Genomic DNA, 26,135 nt, shown 5'->3' with positions numbered 1-26,135 from the left:
CTGCTGTTCATTTATATCAGACCGAGTGGACCTCGGTGTGTTGCCCCCCTGGCACCGATACCGCCGCGCCTGGTGGGCTACTTCGGCAAGTGTACAGGCTCCGTGTCGGACTCCGTCGGGGCCCCCTGGCTCGGCAGGAGGGACTCGGACAGACCCGATCCGGCGACGCCGACCTTACCAGTCAGCAGCGGACCCGCGTTGTGCTCGGCGAGCCGGTACCCGCCCTCGACCTGGCGCAGGACCGACCACCGGCAGTTCGCCAGCGGCCCGAAGTGCCACCACAGCTCCGGCGGCAGGCCGAGCACGTGGCCGATCAGCGAGCGCGCCGTGCCGCCGTGCAGCACGAACACGACGAGACCCGCCGGCCCGGACGGCTGCCCTTCGGCGCGGATCTCGTCGAAGACCTCCCCGGCGCGCCGGGCGACCTCGCGGTAGGTCTCACCGCCGCCGCGGCGGACGTCGTCGCCCCGGCGCCAGGCCCGGTCCTCCTCGGGGAAGCGGTCGGCCGCCTCGGCACCGGTGAGTCCGGACCACAACCCGAGATCGATTTCGCGCAGGCGTGCGTCGGAGCGAAACGGCAGGTCGAGCCCGGCCGCGGTGTCCCGACAGCGCTGCAGATCGGACGAGACGACCAACTCCGGACGCATCGCCCGGATGATCGGGGCCACGGCGGCGACCTGGGCCCGGCCGGTGGCGTCCAGGGGCGGATCCGCATGCCCCTGGAAGCGGCCGACGTCGTTCCAGGTGGTCCGACCGTGCCGCCAGAGCAGCAGCCTCACAGGGCGTTCGCCGGGCCGCCACCGAGCGGGCCGGACGCCGAGGAGGCCCCGGCCGCCGAGGTTCCCGCCCCGGCCGCGACCCCGACGGTCGCGTCGGTGAACGGAATCACCGGGCAGTCCTTCCACAGCCGTTCCAGGGCGTAGAAGACGCGCTCTTCGTCGCGCTGGACGTGCACGACGACGTCGACGAAGTCGAGCAGGACCCAGTGGCCCTCTCGCTCTCCCTCGCGCCGGACGGGCTTGGCCCCGAGCCGGCGCAGCTTCTCCTCCACCTCGTCGACGATGCCCTTGACCTGCCGCTCGTTGCCCGCGGAGGCGATGACGAAGCAGTCGGTGATGGCCAGCCGCTCACTCACGTCGAGGATGAGCAGGTCGTGGCCGAGCTTGTCGGCCGCCGCCTGGGCAGCGGCGAGGGCAAGTTCGACGGCTCGCGGGGAAGCGGTCACGCTGAGGGTCTCCAGGGTGGCGACGTCCGCGGGACGGCCACCACCGGTCGCCCCGCGCGCCGCCCGGGGTCGGGCGGCTTAGTCCAGCGTGACACATCCCCGCCCGGTCAGGGCAGCCATCAGGCCGGCGACGGCCCGAAAATCGTGATATTGCCGGACCACCACGGTTCGGGACGGTCCCGCACCGCGTCAGGCCGACGGCCGTCGGCGTCGTTGCCATCTACCGGCCGGGCACCGGTGGGTGCACCGGAGCGTCGGGGCCGTCGTCAGGCCGTCGTCAGGCCCTCGACTGGTAGAGGTGCCGCTTGGCGATGTAGCGCACCACGCCGTCCGGCGTGAGGTACCAGATCGGGGCGCCGCGGCCGACCCGCTGACGGATGTCGGAGGACGAGATCGCCAGCGCCGGCACCTCCAGCAGGCTCACCGAGTTCGCCGGCAGCGCGGCGTCCAGGGCGAGCTGGTAGCCGGGGCGGCTGACGCCGACGAAGTGCGCCAGCTCGAACAGCTCACGATGGTCCCGCCAGGTGAAGATCTGGGCGAGGGCGTCGGCGCCGGTGATGAAGAACAGCTCGTCGTCCGGTCGGGCTCCGCGCAGATCGCGCAGGGTGTCGATGGTGTAGGTCGCCCCACCCCGGTCGATCTCGACCCGGCTGACGGTGAACTGCGGGTTCTCCGCGGTGGCGAGGAACGTCATCAGGTAGCGGTCCTCGGGGTCCGAGACCACGCGGTGGACCTTCTGCCAGGGCTGCCCGCTCGGCACGAAGACGACCTCGTCGAGGTCGAACAGGGCGGCCACCTCGCTCGCGGCGACGAGGTGCCCGTTGTGGACGGGATCGAAGGTCCCACCCATCACGCCGAGACGCACGACGCCGACAGTAACGCCGCAGGCCCGGCACACGCGCGCGGCGCCGGGCCGGACGGGAGATGTCCCACAAAGCCCCCCACCAGAGGTGCGGTGCGCTGTGCCCGGTTCTGGGGCCCGGAGCGTGCACAGCGCACCGCAGTCGAGCCTGGGACGAACCAGCCCCGCGGGGGACGACCCGACTAGGCTGACGGCAGGCCGCCGGCCACCCCCGTCCCACCGCGAGGAGGCGCCGCCCATGCCGATCAGCCCACGCGCGGGCCAGCCCGCCGCCCCCGAGGACCTCATCGACGTCGACGCTCTGCTCGCCGCGTACCAGGACGTCCATCCCGATCCCGCGGACCCCGCTCAGCGGGTGTCGTTCGGGACCTCCGGGCACCGCGGATCGGCGCTGCGCGGCTCCTTCAACGCCGACCACATCCTCGCCACCACCCAGGCGATCTGCGACTTCCGGGCCGCGGCGGGGGTCGACGGCCCGCTGTTCCTCGGGATCGACACCCACGCCCTGTCCGCCCCCGCGCTGGCCAGCGCCCTGGAGGTGCTCGTCGCGAACGGCGTGGCAGTGCGCATCGCGCCGGACGGCGAGGCGACGCCGACCCCGGTGATCTCGCACGCCATCCTGGGGCACAACCGTGACCGTGGCGCCACCGCGGCGGGCGGGGCGTCCGGGCGCGGGCTCGCCGACGGGATCGTGGTGACGCCGTCGCACAACCCGCCGGCCGACGGCGGCTTCAAGTACAACCCGACCCACGGCGGACCGGCCGACACCGCCGTCACCAAGGTCATCCAGGACCGGGCGAACGCGCTGCTCGAAGCGGGTCTCGCCGGCGTCGCCCGGGTGCCCTACGCGCAGGCGCGGGCGGCCGCGGCGGTGCACGACTACGTCGGCGCGTATGTCGCCGACCTGGGCGACGTCGTCGACCTCGACGCGATCCGCGCCGCCGGCGTCCGCATCGGCGTCGATCCGCTCGGCGGCGCGAGCCTGGTCTACTGGCAGGCCCTCGCCGAGCGGTACAAGCTCGATCTGGACGTGGTCAACACCACCGTCGATCCGACCTTCTCGTTCATGACGACGGACTGGGACGGCAAGATCCGGATGGACCCGTCGTCGCCCTACGCGATGGCCTCCCTGCTGCGCCACGCCGGCTCCTTCGACGTGGCGGTGGCCAACGACGCCGACGCCGACCGGCACGGCATCGTCACCCCCGGCGCCGGGCTGCTGAACCCGAACCACTACCTGTCCGCGGCGATCGCCTACCTGTTCGGCCACCGCACCGGTTGGCCCGCGGGCACGGCGATCGGCAAGACCCTGGTGAGCTCCAGCATGATCGACCGGGTCGGTGCGGGCATCGGCCGCGCCGTCGTCGAGGTACCGGTCGGCTTCAAGTGGTTCGTCGACGGCCTCACCGACGGCACCCTCGGCTTCGGCGGGGAGGAGAGCGCGGGCGCGTCGTTCCTGCGCCGCGGCGGCGGGGTGTGGACGACGGACAAGGACGGCCTCATCGCCTGCCTGCTCGCCGCGGAGATGACGGCGGTGACCGGCCGCGATCCCGGGGCGCTCTACCAGGAGCTGACCGAGCTGCACGGCGCGCCGGCGTACCGGCGGGTCGACGCGCCCGCCACGGCGGCGCAGAAGAAGATCCTGGCCGCCCTCACCCCGGCGAGCCTGGCCGCGACCACGCTGGCCGGTTCCCCGGTGACCGCCGCGCTCGCACAGGCGCCCGGCAACGGCGCGGCGATCGGCGGGGTGAAGGTCGTCACCGCCGACGCCTGGTTCGCGGCCCGCCCGTCCGGCACCGAGGACGTCTACAAGATCTACGCGGAGAGCTTCCGCGGGCCGGAGCACCTCGAGGAGGTGATCACACAGGCCCAGGCGATCGTGGACGCCGCCCTGCTTCGCGGGTGACCCGGCTCCACCCCCAGGACCCCGGCGGGACCCCCAGGATCCCGGCGGGACCGCTAATGCCCGCCAAGGCCCCCGAGGTCGGCCCGCCAGGACCTCATCCGGTACCGATCCGGCAAAGGTGACCGCGCTCCCCCTCCGCGGACGACTACCGTGCAACGGTGCTCAGCGCACTCGCCGTGTGGATCCTTGGGGGGAGACCATGACGCCCACACCCGAGAACGCCCCGCCGGACAACACCTCCGCGGCCCCGCCCGGTACGGGGGACGAAGCCTCCACCGCGTTACCGCCCGCCACGGCGAAGCCGCACAACCCCGCCCTCGACGGGCTGCGGGCGATCGCCGTGCTGGCCGTCTTCGTCCATCACATGGGCCTGCTGCCGGGCGGGTACCTGGGCGTCGACCTGTTCCTCGTCCTCAGCGGCTTTCTCATCACCGGCCTGCTGCTCGCCGAACGCGACCGCACCGGCCGGATCTCGCTGCGCGCCTTCTGGGGACGGCGCGCCTTCCGGCTGCTACCCGCCTTCTACGTCTTCGCCGTCGTCGGCGTGCCGCTGGTACTGCTGCTCAAGAGCCACAGCGACCAGGTCCAGTTCCTCTGGAACGGGCTGGCCTCGGTGTTCTACGTGGCGAACATCCAGCGGACGTTCGACCCACCCGGCGGCGACTCGTGGTTCGGCCACACCTGGACGCTGTCCATGGAGGAGCAGTTCTACCTGCTCTGGCCGCTGGCGCTGGTGGTGATCTGCGGCCGTTCTCGGCTGCGGCGACGGCTGCCGACCCTGCTGATCGGCGCGATCCTGCTGGTGGTGATCTGGCGGGAGATCCTCATCGTGGACGGTCAGGAGAACCTGCGCATCTACTTCGGGCCCGACGGTCGCGTCGACTCGTTGCTGGTCGGCTGCCTGCTCGGGGTGTGGCGGCATCAGGCCGTCGCGCCCCCGGCGCTGGGCTGGAGCTCCCGCGGCCCCCGCCAGGCGGCGATCCTGCGCGACATCGCCCGGCTGGGACCGGCGGCGCTGATGGCCCTGGTCGCCCTGTTCGTGTTCGGCCCGGACCTGCACGGCCGGCCGAACTGGCTGGCCTACGGGGGCTACACGGCGGTCGCCGCGGTCGCCGCCGTCGCGGTCCTCGCCGCGGACCAGCAGCGCCCCGCCTGGCTCGCCGGTTTCCTCAGCACCCGGGTGATGAGCTGGATCGGCCGGATCTCCTACAGCTTCTACTTGTGGCACTTCCCGGTCACCGGGACGGCCCTGGACAAGCTGATGCCCCGGGTCGGGCGGGTGCCCGCGGCGGGCGTGGCGCTCGTCATCAGCATGGGTCTGGCGAGCGCGTCGTACTACCTCGTCGAACGGCCGGTGCAACGGCGCCGGCCCGCCTGGACGAACCCGGGGACGGGCCGCGTCCCGCGCCAACGCACCGACGCGGCGCCCGCCGGCGGCGTGGGTGTCGCCGGCGTCCCCGGCGCCGTCATGCCGGCCACCGCGACCCCCACGGGCCCCGTCGGCGGCATCGCACCCGTCCCCGCCGACTGACCCCGGTCCGGCCCCGACCGGCCGCCGAACCGCGCCGCGGGACGGCCGCCGCGTCGGGCTCTGCTTATCCAGAGGGTTCCGCGCCCGATTTATCCCTCTGGATAAGCAGCCGGGACCTCGACGGCGACAGCCGGGGCTAACGGGTCAGGAGGGCAGGAGGCGCTCGATGAAGACCTGGAGCTGGTCGATGTTGCGGCACTCGACCATCTCGTCGACCAGCTCGGCGTAGACGTCGGTCGCCGAGTCGCCCGAGCCCCAGTAGGTGCGTGGCTCCGGGTTGAGCCAGTAGGAGTGCCGGGCCTGCGCGCACAGCCGCCGGAACACCGTCGCCGACGTCGGCCGGTAGTTGTTGCGCGCGTCGCCGAGGATGAGCAGCGACGTCTTCGGGCCCACCGCCTCCGGGTACTTCTCGGCGAAGACCTCGATGGCGTGGCCGTAGTCGCTGTGCCCATCAAACCAGACCAGGTCGGCCTCGCCGGAGATCCGCGCCATCATGTCGCCGAGGTCGAGGCCGCGCAGGAAGCGGGTCACCTCGTCGGTGGTGTCGATGAAGGCGAACGCGCGAACCTTGGAGAACTGCTCGCGCAGCGCGTGGGTCAGCATCAGGGTGAAGTGGGCGAACGACGCGACCGAACCGGAGACGTCGCACAGCACGACGAGCTCGGGCTTGTGCGGCTTGTGCGGACGGTGCTTGGTGTCGACCGGCACGCCACCGGTGGCCAGCGAGGCGCGGACGGTGCGCCGGAAGTCCAGCCGGCCGGTGCGCCCGAGGCGGCGCCGCGCGGTCAGCCGGGTCGCGAGGCGGCGGGCGAGCGGGTGAACCTGCCGGCGCAGCTCGACGAGGTCACGCTGGGAGGCGCGCAGGAACTCGACCTGGTCGCTGAGCGGCTTGACCGCGCTGCGCTCGACGGCCTCGATGCCGCGCTCCTCGGCCATCCGGCGGCGCACCTCCGCGCCCACCAGCTCCTCGAACTCGCGGATCCGGTCGGTGATGGTCTGCCGGGCGGCCCGTTCGGCGAGGCCCCCGCGTTCCTGCTCGCCCAGCAGCGCCGAGAGCAGGTCGGAGATGAGCGTCTCCGCGGACATCGCGCGCAGCACCCGGTACAGGAACCAGGAGCGCCCGGCGCTGCCCCGCGCCGACCCGAACGCGCTCACCGCCTGGCGGGCGAGCTGACGCAGCGCCTCGTCGTCGCCGTCGCGCAGGGCGTCGAGCAGCTTGTCGCGCAGCGCCTGGCGCAGCGCCTCGAGCTCCTCCGGCGTCAGGTCGCCGGGATCCGGCTCGCCGTCGCCGGCCGCGCCGTCGCCGGCGGCCGCCGGGTCGTCAGCGAGGTCGTCCAGCGAGACGCCGTCACCGATGCGCGGCGGGAAGTACAGGTCGAACAGGGTGTCGAAGGCGGGCCGGTACACCGGTCGTTTGCACAGGGTCGCGGCGAACGACGCCCGCACGCCGTCGCGGTCGGCCCAGCCGAGGGCCCCGACGGCGCGGGCCGCGTCCACCGTCTCGGCGCTGCTGACCGGGACGCCGGCCCGGCGCAGGGCGGCGGTGAACTCGACGGTGCGGTCCAGCAGGTTCATGCCGGCGCCCCCTTAGTTCGCGGTGAGCTTGAGGTGGCCGATGGCGCGGGCCTGGTCGCTGGCGTGCTTGAGCACCACACCGAGGGTGGAGGCGACGGCCGCCTCGTCGAAGGTGTCGAACCCGAGCGCGAGCACCGTCTGCGCCCAGTCGATGGTCTCGGCGATGGACGGTGCCTTCTTCAGCTCCATCGCGCGCAGCGCGCGCACGATCCGAACCAGCGACTCGGCGAGCTGCTCCGGCAGCTCCGGGACCCGGGAGAGCACGATCTCCTTCTCCCGCTCGGCCGAGGGATAGTCCAGGTTCAGGTAGAGGCAGCGCCGCTTGAGCGCCTCGGACAGCTCCCGGGTCGCGTTCGAGGTGAGGATGACGAACGGGCGCTGGGTCGCGCTGATCGTCCCGAGCTCGGGAATCGTCACCTGGAAGTCCGACAGCACCTCCAGCAGCAGGCCCTCCACCTCGACGTCGGCCTTGTCGGTCTCGTCGATGAGCAGCACCGTCGGCTCCTCGCGACGGATCGCCGTCAGCAACGGCCGGGAGAGCAGGAACTCCTCGCTGAAGATGTCGTCGTGGGCCTGCTGCCAGCCCTCCGTGCCGCCGTCGCCGGAACCGGCCTGGATGCGCAGCAGCTGCTTCTTGTAGTTCCATTCGTACAGGGCGCGGGCCTCGTCGAGGCCCTCGTAGCACTGCAGGCGGATCAGCTCGGCACCGACGGAGGTGGCCAGGGCCTTGGCGAGTTCGGTCTTGCCGACCCCCGCGGGGCCCTCCACGAGCAGCGGCTTACGCAGCCGGTCGGCAAGGAAGACCGTGGTGGCGATCGCCTCGTCCGCGAGGTATCCGGTCCCGCGGAGGCGTTCCCGCACGTCCGCGACGTCGGCGAAAGCGTGTTCCTGAAGCGACATGGCCACCTTCCGTCCCCGTGTCAAGCATCGCCACGTCCATAGTGCCAGGATGAAGCCCCAGACGGGCGACTACGCCCCGCCCGCGGCTTTGGTCCGGCCCTGACGGGCGATACCGTGCGTGCGCACCGGGGCCGCAGCACCCCCGGCCGCCGCCGGGATCGCCTCAGCTCACGAGATGACCGTCGCCGACGCCGACCCACGTCGTCGAGGTCAGCTCGGGCAGGCCCATCGGCCCCCGCGCGTGCAGCTTCTGGGTGGAGATGCCGATCTCGGCGCCCATGCCGAACCGCTCCCCGTCGGTGAACCGGGTCGAGGCGTTCACCATCACCGCGGCCGAGTCGCAGCTCGTGATGAAGCGCCGGGACGCGCCGAGCGAGCGGGTGACGATCGCCTCGGTGTGCCCACTGCCCCACCGGCGGATGTGCGCCACCGCGTCGTCGAGCGAGTCCACGACGCGCACGGCCATGTCGAGCGACAGGTACTCGGCCGCCCAGTCGTCGTCGGTGGCGGGCACGGCACGCGGGTCCACCGCGCACACGGCCTCGTCGCCGTGCACGGCGACGCCGGCGTCGTGCAGCGCGGCCAGCACCCGCGGCAGGAACCGCTGCGCCACCCCACGGTGCACCAGCAGCGTCTCCGCCGCGTTGCAGACCGAGACCCGGTGGGTCTTGGCGTTGACGGTGATCGCGAGCGCCTGGTCGAGATCGGCGTCGACGTCGACGTAGACGTGGCAGTTGCCGACCCCGGTCTCGATCACCGGCACGGTCGACTCCTCCACCACCGCCCGGATGAGCCCGGCTCCGCCGCGGGGGATGAGCACGTCGACGAGACCCCGCAGCCGCATCAGGTGCTTGACGGAATCGTGGTCGAGGCCGGGGACGAGCTGGACCACGTCGGCCGGCAGACCGCCCGCCGCGGCGACGTCGCGCAGGACCTCCACCAGAGCGGTGTTGGACCGCACCGCGGAGGCGCTGCCGCGCAGCAGCACCGCGTTGCCGCTTTTGAGACACAGGCCCGCGGCATCGACGGTGACGTTCGGCCGCGCCTCGTAAATGATCCCCACGACGCCGAGCGGGACGCGGACCTGCCGCAGCTCCATGCCGTTGGGCAGCACCCGCCCGCGCACGACCTCGCCGACCGGGTCGTCCAGCGTGGCGACCTGACGCAGACCGTCGGCCATGCCCGCCAGGCGGGCCTCGGTGAGGGTGAGCCGGTCGACCATGGCACCGGGCGTTCCCGCCGCCCTTGCCGCCGCGACGTCCTCGGCGTTGGCCGCGAGAATCCCCGCGGACCGGGCCAGGAGCGCCTCGGCCATCGCGAGCAGCACCCGGTCCTTCTCGCCGCGGCTGACCGGGGCCAGCAGGGCCGCCGCCGCCTTCGCGCGCACTGCCACGTCTCGGACAGCCTCCGCAGAGGTGATCATTTCCGGATCCTCCGTATGTGCGGGCGCCGCGGCGCAACCCACTGTCCCGAGGCTACCGGCGCCGGGCGACACTCGCGGCCGCTCGCGCCGAGCGGGTGACGATTCGGCGTTCTGGCTGCCCACCGGCTCGGTGCCACGACCACGCCGGACCCCCGTGCCGAGCGGCCGCGGGCGCCTGCCTACCGTGCTCACATGCTCGCCCTGCACACCTCCGACTGGCATCTCGGCCGCGGCCTGCACGGCCACGACCTGCTGCCGGCCCAGGCCGCGTTCGTCGACCATCTCGTCGAGGTCGTCCGGGCGGAGTCCGTCGACGTGGTCCTCGTCGGCGGCGACGTGCATGACCGCGCCATCCCGCCGGTGCGCGCGCTGGAACTGTTCGACGAGGCGCTGTCCCGGCTGCGCGACGCGGGCACCCGGGTCGTGGCCATCAGCGGCAACCACGACGCCGCCCGCCGCCTGGGGGACAAGTCCGGCCTGCTCGACCCGCGGATCCGGCTCAGGACGGACCCGGCCGCGGTGGGCGTCCCCGTCGTCGTCGAGGACGGCGACGGCCCCGTGCGGATCTACGCGATCCCCTATCTGGAGCCGACGACCGCCAACGCCCTGCTGCCGGCACCGCAGGCCGGCAAGCCCACCGACGCGAACCCGGACACGGACCCGTACGGCGCAGACAGGGCCGGCGCAGACACGGCCGGCGCGGCGGCGTACTCGCAGGCCGCGACGATGCGCCGCGCGATGCGCGCCGTGCGGGCGGACCTCGCCGGCCACCCGGGCGCCCGCAGCGTCGTCCTCGCGCACGCCTGGGTCACCGGCGGCGCGGGCAGCGACAGCGAACGCGACATCTCCGTCGGCGGGGTCGGCAATGTGCCGTCGAGCCTGTTCGACGGCATCACGTACACCGCGCTCGGTCATCTGCACCGCCCCCAGGCGATCACCCCGGCCGTGCGCTACAGCGGCTCGCCGCTGGCCTTCTCCTTCTCGGAGGCCGCCGACCGCAAGACCTCCCTGCTGGTGGACATCGGCCGCGACGGGATCCGGACGGTCCGCGACGTGGAGGTGCCCACCGAACGGCGGATGGCGGTGCTGCGCGGCACCCTGCACGAGCTGCTGACCGCCGCGGCCTTCGCCGCCCACGAACGGGACTTCGTCGCGGCGGTGCTGACCGATCCGGTGCGGCCGGGTGACGCGATGGCGACGCTGCAACGGCGCTTCCCCCACGCGCTGCGCCTCGCCCACGAACCGCCGGCCGGCGCGGCCGACGAGCGCAGCTTCGGCGAACGGACCCGCGGCCGGAGCGACCTGGAGATCGCCACGGCGTTCGTGGCGCACGTGCGCAGCGATCCGTCGCCGCGGGAGCGGACGCTGCTCGCCGAGGCCCTCGACGCGGCCCGGATCGCCGAGGAGGCGGCCTGATGCGCCCCCACCGGCTGCGCCTGGCGGCGTTCGGGGCCTTCCCCGGGCAGGTCGACGTCGATGTCGACCGGGTGAGCGGCGGCGGCCTGCTGCTGCTGTGCGGCGAGACCGGCGGGGGCAAGACGACGCTGCTCGACGCGATCGGCTTCGCGCTGTTCGGCGAGGTCCCCGGCCTGCGGGGAAAGATCGCCGGCGGCCCGGACCTGCGGTCCCATCACGCCGACGCCTCGGCCCGACCGGAGGTGAGCCTGGAGTTCTCGGTCTCGGCCGGGCGCTACCGCATCACCCGCAGCCCGGCCTGGGACCGGCCCAGGCGCGGCGGCGGCACCACCCGGACCCATCCCACCGCCCGGCTGGACCGGCACACCGCCGACGGCTGGGACACCCTCGCCACCCGCCCCCAGGACGTCGGCCACGAGATCGGCCTGCTGCTGGGGATGACCCACGACCAGTTCTTCCAGGTCATCATGCTGCCGCAGGGACGATTCGCCGACTTCCTCCAGGCCGGGCACGACGACCGGGAGAAGCTGCTCAAGACCCTGTTCGGCGTCGGCCGCTTCGAGTTCACCGAGCAGTGGCTGCGCGACCGGGCCAAGACCGGCCGCGACGGGCTGGCGGTCGCCACGGCCGAGCTCGGTCGGGTGGCCGCGCGAATCGCCCAGGTCGCCGGGGTGGCCGAGCCCACCGACCCGACGCACGACCCCGGCTGGGCCACCGAGCTGGCCCGCCAGGCAGACGCGTCGGCTGCCGCGGCCGAGGCCGCGCACCGGACGGCCGGCCAGGCCCGCGCCGCCGCCGACGCCGCGCTCGCCGACGCCCGCGATCTCGTCCGCCGCATCGACCGGCGCCGGGCGCTCACGGCACGCCGCGACGAGCTGGACGACCGCCGGGTCGCCGTCGATCGGCTCGCCGACGACGCCGACGCGGCTCGGCGGGCCGCGGTCGTCTCCCCCGCGCTGACCGAGCTGCGCCGGCGCACCGCAACCGCCCAGCAGACCCGGGCGGCCGCCGACGCCGCCCGGCAGCGCCTGGCCGAGCACCCCCCGGGCCTGCTCCCCGCCGGCACCCTCGCCGCCGGCACCCTCGCTGCCGGCACCCTCGCTGCCGGCACGCTGCCCGCCGGCACGCTCCCCGCCCATCAGCGCGACGATCCGAGGGAGCCCGAAGGCGTCGAGGAGCTCGCCGGCCTCATTCGGCTCGCCCACGTCGAGGTCGGCCGGCTGGAAGGTCTGACGCGGACCCTGGCGGAGGCCGAGGACGACGACGCGGCCGCGAGGGAGGCCGAGCGCGAGGCCGAGGAGCATCGGCGCGACGCCGAGGCGCTCACCGGCCGGATCGACGCGCAGCTGCCGGCGGTCCGGGCGGCGGCCGAGTCCCGGGTGGCCACGGCACGCCGCGCCGGCGCCGCGCTGCCGGCCCTGACCGAACGGGCCCGGTGGACCCGCGAACTGGCCGACGCGGTCGCCGAGCAGCACCGCGCCCGTGCCGACGTCGACGCCGCCCGCGACCGCGCCGCCGCAGCCCGGGCGCACGCCGGGGACGTGCGTCGGCAGCGCTTCGACGCAATCACCGCGGAACTCGCCGCCGCGCTCGTCGACGACACGCCCTGTCCGGTCTGCGGCGCGTGCGAACACCCCGATCCGGCGGAGGTCCGTGCCGATCATGTGAGCAAGGACGAGGAGACCGCCGCCGAGCAGGCGGCGGACCGCCTCGGCGCCGACGCGGCGGCCGCGCTGCGCGCCGCCGACCGGTGGGAGACGCAGATCCGCACGCTGCATGCCGAGCTGGCCCGCGAGCCGTCCGACTCCGTGGAACCGCCAGTCCCGCCAGTCCCGCCGGTCCCGCCGGTCCCGCCGGTCCCGCCCGGCGCAGGCGCGGACGAACCGCCCGACCCGCTGTCGCAGGTCCGGCGCTTCCAGGTCGTGGAACTGCTCGACGACCGGGCGCCCGCGTCCGCACACCGGCTCGCCGAGCTCGCCGCCCGAGTGGACGACCTGGTGGCGGCCCGCACCCGGGCCGCCGCGGATCTGACCCCCGCCGAGGCCGCGACGCTCGCCGTGTACGAGGAGGAGAAGGACGCCGCCGCCCGCCTGGCGGCCGCTCGGTCCAGCGAGCAGGCGGCCCGGTTGCGCGCCGCGCAGATGCGCCGGCTGGCCGCGACGAGGCTTACCGCGGTTCCCGCCGACCTGCGCGACGCCGAGGCCCTGGCGGCCCGGCTGAACGCGGTGACGACGCTCGCCGCCGACCAGGAGGCCACGCACGAGGCGGAGCTGGCGGCCGAACGGGCCCGCGCGGAGCACGTCCGGGCCGGCCTCACCGCGCTCGACCTCGTGCGCCAGGCCGGCTTCGTCGACCTGGACGACGCCGCCGCCGCCGTCCGCGACGAGCCCTGGAGACGCACCGCCGAGCAGGAGGTCCTGGAGTACCGGGAGGAGACCGCCGCGGTCGCCGCGGCGCTGGCCGGTGACGATCTCGCCGTCGACCCCGACATCACGGTGCCCCTCGCCGAGCACGCCGCGGCCGCCGAGGAGGCTCGCCAGGCACATGAGTCGGCCGTCGCGACGCTCGCGCGGGCGAGCGGGCGGGCCGCCGAGCTCGCCGCCCTCCACACCACCTTCACCGCGGATCTCACCGCGCTGGGTCCCCTGCGCGCCGAGGCCGACGAGCTGCATCAGCTCGCCGAGCTCGCCGCGGGCCGCGGCGGCAACACCGAGGGAATGCCGCTGTCGAGCTTCGTGCTCGCGGCCCGGCTGGAGGAGGTGGCGGCCGCGGCCAGCCGGCGGTTCGCCGCGATGAGCGGCGGGCGCTTCACCCTCGTCCACGACACCGAGGAGCGACGCGACCGGCGTCGACGGGCGGGGCTGGGTCTGCTCGTCGAGGACGCGTGGACGGGCCGGCGGCGCAACACCAGGACGCTGTCCGGCGGCGAGACCTTCCAGGCCGCGCTGTCGCTGGCCCTCGGCCTCGCCGACGTCGTGACCGCCGAGGCCGGCGGGCGGCGGATGGACGCGCTGTTCATCGACGAGGGCTTCGGGACGCTGGATCCCGACAGCCTGGACGAGGTGATGGGCGTGCTCGACGAGCTGCGCTCCGGCGGCCGGCTCGTCGGGGTCGTCAGCCACGTCGCCGACCTGCGCCAGCGCATCCCGAACCAGATCCAGGTCGTCAAGGGCACGAACGGCAGCCGGGTCGAGACCACCCCCTGACCCGCAACCCCCGCCCCCCGCCCCGACGGCCCGACGGCGCGACCGCGCGGACCGCGGTGCGTTCTGCGCGGTCCGCGGGCCGACACCGTCCAGAACGCACCGCAGGGGCTCGCCACGGCGGCGAGGGAACGAGGGGGCGGTAGGGACGGCGGGTACGAAGGGGCGGCGAGGAAGATCAGCGGGTCGGCAGCAGCAGGACGAGGTCGTCCCGGTGCACGATCTCCCGTTCGTAGGAGGGGCCCAGTTCGGCGGCGAGCTCGGCGGTGGACCGCCCCAGCATCGCCGGCAGCTCCGCCGCGTCGAACGCCACCAGCCCCCTGGCCACCGGGCGACCGCCCGGATCGACGAGATCGACGGGGTCGCCCGCGGAGAAGTCGCCCTCGATGCCGGTGACCCCGGCCGGCAGCAACGACGCCCGCCGCCGCACGACGGCCGCGACGGCTCCGTCGTCCAGGCGCAGCAGCCCCTCCGGCGCGGTGGCGTGCGCCAGCCACAGCAGCCGGGAGGCCCGGCGCGGGCCGGTGGGGTGGAACACCGTCCCGACCTCCTCGCCGCGCAGCACCGGCGCGGCGTTCGCCGCCGAGGTGATGATTGCGGTGACGCCGCCGGACGCGGCCATCCGGGCAGCCTCGATCTTGGTGGCCATGCCGCCGACGCCGACGCCGGCGGTACCCGTCCCGCGGGCGGTGAGCCCGGCGAGATCCGCATCCGAGCGGACCTCGCGCAGCAGGTTCGCCGGCCCGTGGCGGGGGTTGGCGTCGTAGAGGCCGTCCACGTCCGACAGCAGCACCAGCAGGTCGGCGGACACCAGGTGGGCGACGATCGCGGCGAGGCGGTCGTTGTCGCCGAAGCGGATCTCCTGGGTTGCCACCGCGTCGTTCTCGTTGACGATCGGCACGACGCCGAGCTCGAGGAGCCGGTCGAGCGCGGTCCGCGCGTTGCGGTAGTGGGTGCGGCGGATGACGTCGGTGGCGGTCAGCAGCACCTGGCCGACGCGGAAGCCCGCCCGGCCGAAGGCCGCGGCGTAGCTGTGGACCAGGGAGCTCTGCCCCACGCTGGCCGCGGCCTGCTGGGTGGCGAGGTCACGCGGCCGGCGGGCCAACCCCAGCGGGGCGAGACCGGCGGCGATCGCCCCGGAGGAGACGAGCACGAGCTGCCCCGCCCGGGGCAGCAGCGCGGACACGAGCCCCTCCAGGCGGGCGACGTCGAGTCCGCCCGCCGCCGTCGTCAGCGACGACGACCCGACCTTGACGACGACCCGTTGCGCGTCGGCCACGAACGCCCGCATGCCGACGCCTACGCGTCCGCGTCGACGGCGCCGCCCGTCCGGGCGTCGGCGCCCGAGGCGTCGATGTCGGCGTCGGCGTCGGCGTCGGACAGGCGGGCGCGCCGCGCCCGGGCCATCCGCTCGGCCCGGGTGAGCCGGACCGAGCCGCTGAGCCGGTCGTCGCTGCCCCGGGGCCCCAGGGAGGCCGTCGCGGCCACCGCGCGACCCGCGGGACGCGGCGGCGCGGCCGTCGGGACGCCCGGGCTCCGCTCCCCCGCCGCGGCGGCCTGGGCACCCGCTCCCGGCTCGTCGGCGCCGAGAAGATCCACGGCGGTGCCATCGCCGGCCAGCCCAGCGCCGCCCAGCCCGCCGCCGCTGAGGGTCGGCTCCCACTCGAAGGTGACGTCGCCGATCGTGACCTCGACGCCCGCGGTCGCGCCGAGGCGGGCGAGCTCCTTCTCCACCCCGAGCCGGGCGAGCCGGTCGGCGAGGAAGCCGATGGCCTCGTCGTTGGTGAAGTCGGTCTGGCGCACCCACCGCTGCGGCTTCGCCCCGGAGATGAGGAAACCATCGCCGTGCGACGTCACGGTGAAGTCGGGTTCGTTCACCGCCCGCGGGCGCAGGACGACGCGGGTCGCCGCGCGGCTCGGCGCCGCCGCCCGCAGCGCCGCGACCCGCTCCGCCAACGCCAGCGACAGCGCGTGCACCCCCCGCCGGGTGGCGCTGCTCACCGCGAACACGTCGAGCCCACGGGCTCGCAGATCGGCGGTGACCAGGTCGGCGAGGTCGGCGGCGTCGGGCACGTCGATCTTGTTGAGGACGACGAGCCGGGGACGGTCGGACAGATCGGCGGAGTACGCCGCGAGCTCGGCCTCGATGACGTCGAGATCGGTCAGCGGGTCGCGTCCCGGTTCGAGGGTCGCGCAGTCCAGCACGTGCACGATCAGCGAGCAGCGCTCGATGTGCCGGAGGAACTCCAGGCCCAGGCCACGCCCCTCGCTCGCGCCGGGAATGAGACCCGGGACGTCCGCCACCGTGTACGGCGGATGATCCCCCGCCCGGGCCACTCCGAGGTTGGGCACGAGGGTGGTGAAGGGGTAGTCGGCGATCTTGGGCTTGGCGGCGCTCAGCACCGACACCAGGGACGATTTCCCCGCGCTGGGGAAGCCGACGAGCGCGACGTCGGCCACCGTCTTGAGCTCCAGGACGGCGTCGAGCAACTCGCCGGGCTCGCCGAGCTCGGCGAATCCGGGGGCCTTGCGCCGGGCGGAGGCCAGCGCCGCGTTCCCCCGACCACCGCGACCGCCTCGGGCGAGGACGAACGCGCTGCCCGCCCCGACCAGGTCGATGAGCTGCTCGCCGTCGCCGGTGAGGACGACCGTGCCGTCGGGCACGGGGAGGATGAGGTCCTCCCCGTCCGCGCCGCTGCGGTTCGAGCCCTGCCCGGGCCGGCCGCGCGAGGCCCGCTGGTGCGGATGGAAGTGGAAGTCGAGCAGCGTGGTGACGCTCGGGTCCACGACGAGGCGCACGTCGCCGCCGCGGCCGCCGTCACCGCCGTCCGGACCGCCCAGCGGCTTGAACTTCTCCCGGTGGATGGAGGCACAGCCGTGGCCGCCGTCGCCGGCCGCCGCGTGCAACACCACCCGGTCGACGAAGGTCGGCATCGCTGCCCCCTCTTCCCTGGTCCGTCTCGTACGGTCCGCGTGCCGCCGTCAGCCGGCGGCCCGCCTCATCCCCGTCGTGCGTACGTACATGCCAAAACCGCGCGCACCAAACCCAGGCGGGATGATGCGCGCGGCTGTGTGCGTGGCGTCGGGGCGGCGCTGTGGTGGCGGAGCCAGGTCTGGCTCCGCCGGCCGGCATCACCGCCCGGGCAAGTCAGGCGGCGGGCGCCGCCACCTGCTCGACCACGTTCACGACGCGGCGGCCGCGCCGGTGGCCGAACTGCACGTGCCCGGCCGACAGTGCGAACAGCGTGTCGTCCTTGCCTCGGCCGACCAGCTCACCGGGGTGGAAGTGGGTGCCGCGCTGGCGGACGATGATCTCGCCGGCCTTGACGAACTGCCCACCGAAACGCTTCACGCCCAGCCGCTGGGCGTTGGAGTCCCGACCGTTGCGCGAGGAGCTCGCGCCCTTCTTATGCGCCATCTCGCTCAGGCCTTCCCGGTCTCGATGCCGGTCACCTTGAGACGCGTCAGCTTCTGGCGGTGGCCCTGACGCTTGTGGTAGCCGGTCTTGTTCTTGAACTTGTGGATCCGGATCTTCGGACCCTTGACGACGCCGACCACCTCGGCGGTCACCTCGACGGACGCAAGCGCGCCGGCTTCGTGGGTGACCGAGTCGCCGTCGACGAGCAGGAGCGCCGGAAGGTTCACGGCCGCGCCCGGCTTCCCGGAAAGGAGTTCGACGTCGACGACATCGCCGACGGCGACCCTGTGCTGCTTGCCGCCGCTGGCAACGACCGCGTACACCAGATCTCCCTGCTGTTGTTGAACCGCTGTGACCGCACGGAACCACGTTCCCCGCGGAGCTTTGGGTGCGCCCCCCGCCGCCGCCGGCCGCACAGCAGCCGTCGAGCGGCTCCTCCGGTGGGCCGGGCCCAGTCCGGATGAACGCGCGGACTCCACCTTACAGGTCATCGCCGCGGGGGTGACGATCGGGAGCCGCGCCGGTGGTCCCCGCCGACGGCCGCCCGGGGCGACGACAGACGCCGAGGCGTGCGCCAGACGCCGAGGCGGGCGCCAGCCGGCCGGGACCCGCCGAACCGCAGGCGGACCGGTCACCCCCGGTCGCGTCCCGCTGTCCCCCCGCATGCGGGCCATATCTCCGGATGACCCGGACGGGCCATGGTGGAGCCGGCCGGGGAAGGAGAAGCATGGAACGTCCACATGGCGCAGTTCCACGATGGATCGTGAGGCTTCGACGCCGCAGACAGCATCGTGGGAAGCAACGTCGCGTCGGGGGTGATGGGGATGGTCTGGCAACTGCTCGTCTGGACCGCGGGCGCCGGGACCGCCATGGCGCTCGTCGTGGCATGCCGCCCAGCGGCCGAGGCGGCCCGCCGCCACGGCTCGGTTCCCGGTACGGTGCCGGCCGCGACCGGCGCGCTGGCAGCCCTGGTCGTGGTCGGCCTGGCCCTGACGGCCTTCGCCGGTGTGCCGCCGTGGGCGGGCGCCTGCTGGCTCGTGGGGACCGCGATGGCGGCGGGATGGATCGCCCTGCGGCGTCGGGATCCGGCCGCCTGGGGGGTGCCCGCGACGCAGCCGGTGAGCGGGGATGCGGGGCAGGACGGTTCGCCGCGTCAGCGGATGAGCCCGGACCTCGCCGATCAGGACGATCTCGTCCAGTCGCTGACGATCGCGTCATACGCGTTGCAGATGGGCGACGCGGGGCGGGCCCACCAGGCCGTCGAGGTCGCGCTGTCGCGCTCCCGGGCCACCCTGGACCTGCTGATGCGCGAGAACCCGGGCCGCGGGTTCGTCCGCTCCGGCCCGGCCACGTCGCAGACTCCGGCCGGTCCGACCGCCGCCTGAGGCCGCCTCAGCCCGACCGCGCCTCCCGGTCGGCCGCCCCCCCGTCCCGTCCGAAGGAATCCGGACGGGACGGGGCGACCTACCTGGGCTCGCGTGCCCGCGCCGCTCGGCGCGGCGGGCACGCGCAGTGCCTGCCGCGGCCGGTCAGGCGCCGGTGGACTCCGCCGAGGGCGGCACGGACTCCAGCGACTCGGCTGGCTTCGACACCGGACGGGACGCCCGGCGCCGCCGGCTCCGGACGGGCTTGCCGGCGGCCCCACCGCTGTCGGCGGTGGCGAGGCTGTCGGGGTCGTCGGTATTCGCGTACACAGGCGGTGTCGCGGCCCCACCACCGCTCTGTGCGAGGGGGGCCGCCGGGGCGGCCACCGTCACCGCTCCCGCGGGAACGTGGCCGTTGCCGTTCGCCGTCACGATCGGTCCGACAGCGCTGGCGTCCGCCACCGCGCCGGTGGGCGCCGACGGCGAGTCGGGGGCACCCCCGGCAGCGCCGGCCACCACGCCGGCGTCGTCGTTGCCCGCCGCGGCCGGCTGGCCGAGGTCCGCCGCCGACACGACGCCGTCTGCCACCTCGGCGGCCCCGACGGCAGCACCGACCGAGGCGGCCGCGACGAGCGCGGGGCCCCCGGCGGCACGGGTGGCGGCGCCGCGCGAGCGCCGGCCCGACCCGCCGGACCCGGATCCGACCGCGGCCGGTTCGGACTGGCCCGCGCCGGAGCCGGCGGAGGCGGCGGAGGCGGCCGGCTGGTGGGCGTGCCCGCCGCCGTTGAGGTGGATGAGCACGCCGCGGCCGTTGCAGTGCACGCACGGCTCGCTGTATGCCTCCAGCAGGCCCTGGCCCACCCGCTTGCGGGTCATCTGGACCAGCCCGAGGCTCGTCACCTCCGCGACCTGGTGGCGCGTGCGGTCGCGCCCGAGGCACTCGGTGAGCCGGCGCAGGACCAGCTCCCGGTTGCTCTCCAGGACCATGTCGATGAAGTCGATGACGATGATCCCGCCGATGTCCCGCAGCCGGAGCTGGCGGACGATCTCCTCCGCGGCCTCCAGGTTGTTCTTGGTGACGGTCTCCTCGAGGTTGCCGCCCTTGCCGGTGAACTTGCCGGTGTTGACGTCGATGACCGTCATCGCCTCGGTGCGGTCGATGACCAGCGATCCGCCCGACGGCAGCCAGACCTTGCGGTCCAGCGCCTTGGCGAGCTGCTCGTCCACCCGGTAGTCGACGAAGACGTCCCCGGACCCGGTGTAGCGGCGGATGCGCGGGCGCAGGTCGGGGGCGACGGCGTCGATGTACTCCTCGATCGTCGCGGCCTCGCCGGAGCCCTGGACGACCAACTCGGTGAAGTCCTCGTTGAAGATGTCGCGGATCACGCGCACGACGAGGTCCGGCTCGCCGTAGAGCAGCGACGGCGCGGATGCCTTCTTGGCGCGGCGCTGGATGTCCTCCCACTGCGCGGCCAGCCGTTCGATGTCACGCTCGAGCTCGGCCTCGCTGGCACCCTCGGCGGCGGTACGCACGATGACGCCGCCGTCCTCGGGTGTGATCTTCTTGAGGATGCTCTTGAGCCGCGCCCGCTCGGTGTCGGGCAGCTTGCGGCTGATGCCGGCGTTCTGCCCGTCCGGGACGTACACGAGGTAGCGCCCCGGCAGGCTGATCTGGCTGGTGAGCCGGGCGCCCTTGTGGCCGATCGGGTCCTTGGAGACCTGGACCAGGACCGACTGCCCCGACTTGAGCACCTGCTCGATCTTGCGGGGACGGCCGTCGAGCCCGGAGGCGTCGTAGTTGACCTCGCCGGCGTACAGGACGGCGTTGCGGCCCTTGCCGATGTCGACGAACGCCGCCTCCATGCTGGCCAGCACGTTCTGCACCCGGCCGAGGTAGACGTTGCCCGCGTACGACGCCGAGCTCGCCCGGGTGACGAAGTGTTCGACCAGCACGCTGTCCTCGAGGACGGCGATCTGGGTGCGGTCGCCGGCGTGGCGCACGATCATGCGACGCTCGACCGCCTCGCGGCGGGCGAGGAACTCGGCCTCGGTGACGATCGGCGGGCGGCGCCGGCCGCTGTCGCGGCCCTCACGGCGCCGCTGGCGCTTGGCCTCCAGCCGGGTCGAGCCGCTCAGGCCGCGGACCAGGTCCTCGTCCCGGCGGACCTCCCGAACGTGCACGACCGTGTTCGGCGGGTCGTCGACCACCGCCGGCTCGTCGCCGCCGGCACGCCGACGCCGCCGCCGACGCCGGCGGGAACCGCCCGCGCGATCGTCCTCGTCGTCGTCGTCGCCGTCCTCGGCGCGCTCCGCAGCCTCGCCGCCGTCCGCGGCGGCGGGCTCCAGCTCGCCGCCCCGCCCGGGACGATCGGCGGCGTCCGCGGCCGCCGCGGCGTGCGGGGCCTCGTCGGTCTCGCCGGCGCCGTCCTCGACGTCGGTCTCGGTGCCGTCCTCGTCGCCGCGGGCCCGGCCACGACCCCGCCGGCCACGCCGCCGGCGGCGGGTGGAACCCGACCCGCCGGCCTGGTCATCCTCGTCGAACTCGCCGTCCTCGTCGACGGCGGCGAGTTCCTCGACGACGGTGTCGATGTCGATGTCATCGTCGGCAGGCTCCGCCTCGACGGGCCGCTCGGCGGCGGCGGTCGGCGCCGGCTCGACGGCGGGTCCCGCCTCGTCCGCACCGACGGCGTCGGCACGCCGCCAGCGCGGCGCCTCGGCGGCCGCCGGCTCCGGCGCCTGGAAGGTCACCATCGCCACCGGACGGCGGGCCGCCGGGCGGGAGACGGGCTCGGCGGGCGGCTCGTCGCCGATGCCGGCCCAGGTCGGGGCGGTGACCCGCCGGGTCCTCGTCCGGGTGCGGGTGCCGGCCGGCGCCGATTCGGCGGCGGCCGGTTCGGGCTGCGCCGGCTCGTCCTCGGCCGGTGCCTGTCCCTCGGCGGGTGCCTGTCCCTCGGCGGGTGCAGAACCTGTGGCGGGTGTGGACACGGGAGCCGAACCGAACGGCGTGCCCGTGGCCGGGGCCTCGAAGACCCCGAGCGGCTGGACGGCGTCGACGACGGACGGCTGGACGGCGGACGGCTGGACGGCGGGCGACTCGACTGCGGGTGGCTCGGCGACGGCCGACGATCCAGCGACCGCGGACGGCTCGGCGACGGCGACCGTGGGGTTCTCCTCGGCCGAAACCTCGCTCGCCGGGACCGGGCCGGGGGGAACGTCGGCAGCCGAAGATCCGGCGACCGGCGCCTCCGCCGCCGGCGCGGAACCGGATGCGGCCTCGGGGGCGCCCTTCGCGGCCGTCGCGCGACGCCTGGTGGTCCGGGTACGGGTGGCTCGAGTCCTGGTGGGCTCCCCGCTTCCGGCCTCGGTGGGCTCGGTGGCGGCCACCGGCGCCGGTTCGGCAGCCGACGGCTCGGAGGCAGGGGCCTCGGCCGCCGCGGATTCCGTGGCAGCGCCAGGGGCGGCGGGTTCCGTCGCAGCGGCGGTGGCCTCGGCGGCGGGGGGTACGGCAGGTGCCGTCACCGGGCCGGACGTGGCCCGCCGGGCACGGGTCCGCTTGGGCTTCGGCGTGTCCTCGACAGGCGGCGTGGCCGCGGTCTCCCTGGACGGCGCTCCGGCGACAGGCAGAGCTGTCGCGTCGGCTTCGGCCACGGGTTCGGCCGGGGTCGGGATCTCCGGGGTCGGGATCTCCGCCGCGGCGACGTCACGGACGGCGCGGCGGCTGCGGGTCGCCCGGGTACGACGGGCCGGCGCGGCCGGCTCGGCACCCTCGCCGGTGACGTCACCGGCAGCGGCGCTGCCACCGGCGGGCGTGGCGGTCTCGGACGAGGCGGTGACGGCCGGCAGCGTGACGGCCGGCGACGTGACGCCAGACGACGTGGCCGGGTCGTCGGGCGGGACGGCCCCGGAGACGGCCGGCTCGGCCGTGGCAGCCACCTGCGCCTCGGTCGGGTCGGAGGTGGCCGCAACGCTCGTGTCGGCCGCCTTCGCCCGGGTCGAGCGGGTGCGCGTCGTGGAGCTGGTCCTCGTTCGCCGGCGGGCGGGCGCTGCGTCGGCGGACGCCGGCTCGCCGGGCGGTACGGCGTCGTCGCCGGAACCGGCCGCGGGGGCCGGGGAGCCGGCCGCGTCGCTGGTCACGCTCGGGGCGGCGGTTGCCACGGCGCCGTCGGGAGCGGACCCGTCCGGGTGCTCGGGGGGCGGACCGGCGGCCCGCCCTGCGGCCCTGCGCCGACGCGGCGCTGGGCGAGTGGATTCGGATTCGGTCTGAGTGGTCAGATCATCGTCGGGCACGGGTTAAGAAGCCTCTCGGGCTCCCGGGCGCGCTGCCTCGTGCAGTCGCGGCCGCGCAGAAGCCAATGTCTCGGTCCGGCTAGGGTGCCACCGGGAAAGCCTGCGACGCCCTGCATCACGCTGATGACCGACCTGCCAGCCGGCCAGCGTCGTTGCGGTCCGGCGCCAGCGGGTCCGCCAGCGTCCTATCCTCGCGCAGTCGGCCCTGCTCCAGCCGGGTTGGCTCGGGCGGCACCGACGGGCGCAGACCGGCTACCACGCCAAGGGCGGTCAGCACGTCGTCTGGTCGCACAGCGGGCGTCGTGTGCCGCACGACCATCTCCAGTATCGCACACGTGTCGTTCTCTGCACGACAAACGGCCAAGACCATGGCCGCACGCACATCGAATCGGCGCCGGCCGTCCTTGGTCGCGCGCTCGACCTCGACGACATCACGGCGCAGCAACTCGGCCACCGCGCCGCGCAGCTCGGGCTCCGCGACCCCCGGCAGCCGCACCACCCACCGGGAGGCGTCGATCCGCTCGGCGAGTCCGGCGCCCTCGGCCGCCACGGCGCCCACCACGTCCAGTCCGGGCGGCAGCGCCGCGTCCAGGGCGGCCCGCAGCAGCGCCGGCTCCACCGTCACGGCCAGCGCCAGCTCGACGTACTCGGCCTCGCTCGCGGCGCCGGTGGGCGCGGCACCCACCCAGGAGATCCGGGGATGCGGGCTGAAACCCGCCGAATACGCCATCGGCACCGCCGCCCGGCGCAGCCCCCGCTCGAAGGTACGGGCCACATCCCGATGTGACAGGAATCGCAGCCTGCCTCGCTTCGCAAAGCGCAGGCGAACCCGCTGGACCACCGGCGGGGGCGGCGGCCCCTCAGGCCGGCGTGCCACTACCCACCGCAGCGGGGTCGAGCCGGACGTCGCCGGCCGGCCCGTCGCCGGCACCGCTGCCGGCCCCGGCCGACTCGGCCGAGTCGGCCGACTCGACGACCTCGGCGACCTCGACCCGGGAGGCGACCACCGGCGAACCCGCCGACACGCCCACCACCGGCAGCAACGACCGGCCGGTCGGGCCGATCTGGGTGTCCGTCCCCATCGTGGGGCAGACGCCGCAGTCGTAGCAGGGGGTCCACCGGCAGTCGTCGAGCTCGGTCTCGCGCAGCGCCTCCTGCCAGTCGGCCCACAGCCAGTCCCGGTCGAGGCCCGCGTCGAGGTGGTCCCACGCCAGCACCTCGCGCTCGTCGCGCTCGCGGGTCGTGAACCAGTCGAGGGAGACCCCGAGCGGTTCGAGCTCGGCGGCGCACGCCGACTCCCAGCGTTCGAACGAGAAGTGCTCGTTCCAGCCGTCGAAGCGACCGCCCTCGCGCCAGACCCGCTCGATCACCGCGCCGACCCGACGGTCGCCGCGGGCCAGCAGGCCCTCGATGATGCCGGGACGGCCGTCGTGGTAGCGGAACCCGACGGCGCGGGCGATCTCCTTGTCGGCCCGCACGGTGTCCCGCAGCAGCTTCAAGCGCGCGTCGGTGACCTCGTGCGACGCCTGACCCACCCACTGGAACGGGGTGTGCGGCTTCGGGACGAAGCCGCCGATCGAGACCGTGCAGCGGATGTCGCGGTGGCCGCTGGCGCGTCGACCGGCCCGGATCACCTCCCGGGCAAGATCGGCGATCTCCAGCACGTCCTGGTCGGTCTCGGTCGGCAGGCCGCACATGAAGTAGAGCTTCACCTGGCGCCAGCCGTGGGCGTAGGCCGTGCTGACGGTGCGCACCAGGTCCTCGGCGCTGACCATCTTGTTGATGACCTTGCGCAGCCGCTCGGAACCGCCCTCCGGGGCGAACGTCAGCCCGCTGCGCCGGCCGTTGCGGGAGAACTCGTTGGCGAGCGTCACGTTGAAGGCGTCGACCCGGGTCGAGGGCAGGCTCAGCGAGACGTTGCCGCCGTCGTAGCGGTCGGCGAGGCCGGTCGCGATCTCCCCGATCTCGGTGTGGTCGGCGCTGGACAGCGACAACAGGCCGACCTCGTTGAAGCCGGTGGCCCGCAGCCCCGCCTCGACCATGGCGCCGATGGTCTCGATGTTCCGTTCCCGCACCGGCCTGGTGATCATCCCGGCCTGGCAGAACCGGCAGCCCCTGGTGCAACCGCGGAAGATCTCCACGCTCATCCGCTCGTGCACCGTCTCGGCGAGCGGGACCAGCGGCGCCTTCGGGTACGGCCAGGAGTCGAGGTCAGACAGTGTGTGCTTGGTCGGCCGGGCCGGGATGTCGTCGCGGTTGGCGGTGACCGCCTGGATGCGGCCGTCGGGCCGGTAGGCGACGTCATAGAACGCCGGCACGTAGACCAGCCGCCGCCGGGCGAGCCGGGCGAGCAGCTCGGTGCGCCCGCCGGGGGCGCCGGCCGCCTTCCAGGCGCGGATCACGTCGGTGATGCCGAGCACGGCCTGCTCGCCGTCGCCGAGCACCACGGCGTCGACGAACCCGGCGATGGGCTCGGGGTTGAACGCGGCGTGCCCGCCGGCGACGACCAGCGGGTCGGACTCGCCACGGCGCTCGGCGTACAGCGGGATCCCGGCGAGGTCGAGCGCGGTGAGCATGTTGGTGTAGCCGAGCTCGGTGGAGAAGCTGACGCCGAGCACGTCGAAGTCGCCGACCGGCCGGTGGCCGTCCACGGTGAACTGCGGCAGGCCGTGCTCGCGCAGCAGCGCCTCCAGGTCGGGCCACACCGAGTAGGTCCGCTCGGCGAGCACGTCCGGCTGCTCGTTGAGGATCTCGTAGAGGATCTGCAGCCCCTGGTTGGGCAGGCCGACCTCGTAGGCGTCCGGATACATCAGGGCCCAGCGCACCGCGGCGGCGTCCCAGGGTTTGACGATGGAGTTCCCCTCGCCACCGACGTATTGCACGGGCCTTCGCACCCGCGGGAGCAGCGGCTCCAGGCGAGCGAACAGCGACTGTCCGGACATGCAGGCGAGCCTACGGCACGGGCGCACCCCACCAGGCGTCCGAGCGATCAGCCGAAGCTCGGGACACTCCCGACCATCCACGC

At 74.5% G+C, this 26,135-nt stretch carries 18 protein-coding genes; 5 read left to right on the top strand and 13 right to left on the bottom strand.

Annotation, left to right across the window (positions count from 1 at the left end):
- Positions 1-77 precede the first annotated feature (77 nt).
- From FRAAL_RS08410 to nadD, 3 genes are all read right to left on the bottom strand, one after another.
- Positions 78-779, bottom strand: a complete 702-nt coding sequence (locus FRAAL_RS08410; RefSeq protein ID WP_011603112.1) for a histidine phosphatase family protein — start codon at positions 777-779, stop codon at positions 78-80.
- Positions 776-1,225 (bottom strand): ribosome silencing factor, encoded by a 450-nt coding sequence (gene rsfS / locus FRAAL_RS08405; protein WP_011603110.1) that lies wholly within the window; start codon positions 1,223-1,225, stop codon positions 776-778. The genes FRAAL_RS08410 and rsfS overlap by 4 nt, the downstream gene beginning before the upstream one ends.
- 277 nt (positions 1,226-1,502) lie before the next feature.
- The gene (gene nadD / locus FRAAL_RS08400) at positions 1,503-2,075 is read right to left on the bottom strand and encodes a nicotinate-nucleotide adenylyltransferase (protein ID WP_173402737.1); all 573 of its coding nucleotides are present in this window, start codon (positions 2,073-2,075) and stop codon (positions 1,503-1,505) included.
- A gap of 250 nt (positions 2,076-2,325) precedes the next feature.
- Here nadD and pgm point away from each other — a divergent pair, with 250 nt between their 5' ends.
- Together pgm and FRAAL_RS08390 are read left to right on the top strand one after the other, a co-directional pair.
- The gene (pgm, locus tag FRAAL_RS08395) at positions 2,326-3,993 is read left to right on the top strand and encodes a phosphoglucomutase (alpha-D-glucose-1,6-bisphosphate-dependent) (RefSeq protein ID WP_011603108.1); all 1,668 of its coding nucleotides are present in this window, start codon (positions 2,326-2,328) and stop codon (positions 3,991-3,993) included.
- 199 nt (positions 3,994-4,192) lie between these two features.
- A complete protein-coding gene (locus FRAAL_RS08390) occupies positions 4,193-5,524 on the top strand; it encodes an acyltransferase family protein (protein ID WP_011603107.1) in 1,332 nt (443 codons plus the stop codon).
- A gap of 144 nt (positions 5,525-5,668) precedes the next feature.
- On the opposite strand, the gene FRAAL_RS08385 is transcribed toward FRAAL_RS08390, so the two are convergent.
- From FRAAL_RS08385 to FRAAL_RS08375, 3 genes are all read right to left on the bottom strand, one after another.
- Positions 5,669-7,099, bottom strand: a complete 1,431-nt coding sequence (locus tag FRAAL_RS08385; protein ID WP_011603106.1) for a vWA domain-containing protein — start codon at positions 7,097-7,099, stop codon at positions 5,669-5,671.
- 12 nt (positions 7,100-7,111) lie between these two features.
- The gene (locus FRAAL_RS08380; protein WP_041939023.1) at positions 7,112-7,999 is read right to left on the bottom strand and encodes an AAA family ATPase; all 888 of its coding nucleotides are present in this window, start codon (positions 7,997-7,999) and stop codon (positions 7,112-7,114) included.
- 163 nt (positions 8,000-8,162) lie between these two features.
- Positions 8,163-9,422 (bottom strand): glutamate-5-semialdehyde dehydrogenase, encoded by a 1,260-nt coding sequence (locus FRAAL_RS08375; protein ID WP_041939022.1) that lies wholly within the window; start codon positions 9,420-9,422, stop codon positions 8,163-8,165.
- Positions 9,423-9,614: 192 nt separating this feature from the next.
- Between FRAAL_RS08375 and FRAAL_RS08370 the strand changes: the two genes are divergently transcribed.
- On the top strand, positions 9,615-10,838 hold the full coding sequence (locus FRAAL_RS08370; protein WP_011603103.1) for an exonuclease SbcCD subunit D: 1,224 nt from the start codon (positions 9,615-9,617) through the stop codon (positions 10,836-10,838).
- Positions 10,838-14,044 carry an AAA family ATPase gene (locus FRAAL_RS35530; RefSeq protein ID WP_011603102.1) on the top strand — a complete coding sequence of 1,069 codons (3,207 nt, stop codon included), beginning with the start codon at positions 10,838-10,840 and terminating at the stop codon, positions 14,042-14,044. The genes FRAAL_RS08370 and FRAAL_RS35530 overlap by 1 nt, the downstream gene beginning before the upstream one ends.
- 175 nt (positions 14,045-14,219) lie before the next feature.
- On the opposite strand, the gene proB is transcribed toward FRAAL_RS35530, so the two are convergent.
- The 4 genes from proB to rplU all read right to left on the bottom strand — a co-directional run bounded on the left by proB (position 14,220) and on the right by rplU (position 17,782).
- Positions 14,220-15,332 carry a glutamate 5-kinase gene (proB, locus tag FRAAL_RS08360; protein WP_041939021.1) on the bottom strand — a complete coding sequence of 371 codons (1,113 nt, stop codon included), beginning with the start codon at positions 15,330-15,332 and terminating at the stop codon, positions 14,220-14,222.
- Between the two features lie 8 nt (positions 15,333-15,340).
- Positions 15,341-16,975 (bottom strand): GTPase ObgE, encoded by a 1,635-nt coding sequence (obgE, locus tag FRAAL_RS08355; RefSeq protein WP_011603100.1) that lies wholly within the window; start codon positions 16,973-16,975, stop codon positions 15,341-15,343.
- A gap of 214 nt (positions 16,976-17,189) precedes the next feature.
- A complete protein-coding gene (gene rpmA, locus FRAAL_RS08350) occupies positions 17,190-17,459 on the bottom strand; it encodes a 50S ribosomal protein L27 (protein ID WP_009739808.1) in 270 nt (89 codons plus the stop codon).
- Positions 17,460-17,464: 5 nt separating this feature from the next.
- Positions 17,465-17,782: a 50S ribosomal protein L21 gene (gene rplU / locus FRAAL_RS08345; RefSeq protein WP_041939020.1), complete on the bottom strand. Its 318-nt coding sequence runs from the start codon at positions 17,780-17,782 to the stop codon at positions 17,465-17,467.
- Between the two features lie 468 nt (positions 17,783-18,250).
- Between rplU and FRAAL_RS08340 the strand changes: the two genes are divergently transcribed.
- Positions 18,251-18,844, top strand: a complete 594-nt coding sequence (locus FRAAL_RS08340) for a hypothetical protein (protein WP_011603098.1) — start codon at positions 18,251-18,253, stop codon at positions 18,842-18,844.
- A gap of 144 nt (positions 18,845-18,988) precedes the next feature.
- Here the strand turns inward: FRAAL_RS08340 and FRAAL_RS30280 are convergent, their stop codons facing one another.
- The 3 genes from FRAAL_RS30280 to FRAAL_RS08320 all read right to left on the bottom strand — a co-directional run bounded on the left by FRAAL_RS30280 (position 18,989) and on the right by FRAAL_RS08320 (position 26,052).
- Positions 18,989-23,110: a ribonuclease E/G gene (locus FRAAL_RS30280; protein WP_011603097.1), complete on the bottom strand. Its 4,122-nt coding sequence runs from the start codon at positions 23,108-23,110 to the stop codon at positions 18,989-18,991.
- Between the two features lie 115 nt (positions 23,111-23,225).
- Complete coding sequence (locus FRAAL_RS08325) at positions 23,226-23,987, bottom strand: TIGR03936 family radical SAM-associated protein (protein WP_041939018.1); 762 nt, start codon at positions 23,985-23,987, stop codon at positions 23,226-23,228.
- The gene (locus tag FRAAL_RS08320) at positions 23,971-26,052 is read right to left on the bottom strand and encodes a TIGR03960 family B12-binding radical SAM protein (RefSeq protein ID WP_083866735.1); all 2,082 of its coding nucleotides are present in this window, start codon (positions 26,050-26,052) and stop codon (positions 23,971-23,973) included. Before FRAAL_RS08320 ends, FRAAL_RS08325 begins: the two co-directional genes overlap by 17 nt.
- Positions 26,053-26,135: the final 83 nt, after the last annotated feature.

The sequence above is a fragment of the Frankia alni ACN14a genome, from assembly GCF_000058485.1.
Taxonomy (GTDB): Bacteria; Actinomycetota; Actinomycetes; order Frankiales; family Frankiaceae; genus Frankia; species Frankia alni.
The sequence above is the reverse complement of the archived record's forward strand: the minus strand, read 5'-3'. Positions and strand labels throughout refer to the sequence as shown.

What these genes read in the sequence shown, in the direction of transcription:
- proB (WP_041939021.1), bottom strand. Translation starts at nt 15,332, where the DNA reads ATGCGGGCGTTCGTGGCCGACGCGCAACGGGTCGTCGTCAAGGTCGGG.
- pgm (WP_011603108.1), top strand. Translation starts at nt 2,326, where the DNA reads ATGCCGATCAGCCCACGCGCGGGCCAGCCCGCCGCCCCCGAGGACCTC.
- FRAAL_RS08320 (WP_083866735.1), bottom strand. Translation starts at nt 26,052, where the DNA reads ATGTCCGGACAGTCGCTGTTCGCTCGCCTGGAGCCGCTGCTCCCGCGG.
- nadD (WP_173402737.1), bottom strand. Translation starts at nt 2,075, where the DNA reads ATGGGTGGGACCTTCGATCCCGTCCACAACGGGCACCTCGTCGCCGCG.
- FRAAL_RS08375 (WP_041939022.1), bottom strand. Translation starts at nt 9,422, where the DNA reads ATGATCACCTCTGCGGAGGCTGTCCGAGACGTGGCAGTGCGCGCGAAG.
- FRAAL_RS08380 (WP_041939023.1), bottom strand. Translation starts at nt 7,999, where the DNA reads ATGTCGCTTCAGGAACACGCTTTCGCCGACGTCGCGGACGTGCGGGAA.
- FRAAL_RS08390 (WP_011603107.1), top strand. Translation starts at nt 4,193, where the DNA reads ATGACGCCCACACCCGAGAACGCCCCGCCGGACAACACCTCCGCGGCC.
- obgE (WP_011603100.1), bottom strand. Translation starts at nt 16,975, where the DNA reads ATGCCGACCTTCGTCGACCGGGTGGTGTTGCACGCGGCGGCCGGCGAC.
- FRAAL_RS08385 (WP_011603106.1), bottom strand. Translation starts at nt 7,099, where the DNA reads ATGAACCTGCTGGACCGCACCGTCGAGTTCACCGCCGCCCTGCGCCGG.
- FRAAL_RS08370 (WP_011603103.1), top strand. Translation starts at nt 9,615, where the DNA reads ATGCTCGCCCTGCACACCTCCGACTGGCATCTCGGCCGCGGCCTGCAC.
- rpmA (WP_009739808.1), bottom strand. Translation starts at nt 17,459, where the DNA reads ATGGCGCATAAGAAGGGCGCGAGCTCCTCGCGCAACGGTCGGGACTCC.
- FRAAL_RS35530 (WP_011603102.1), top strand. Translation starts at nt 10,838, where the DNA reads ATGCGCCCCCACCGGCTGCGCCTGGCGGCGTTCGGGGCCTTCCCCGGG.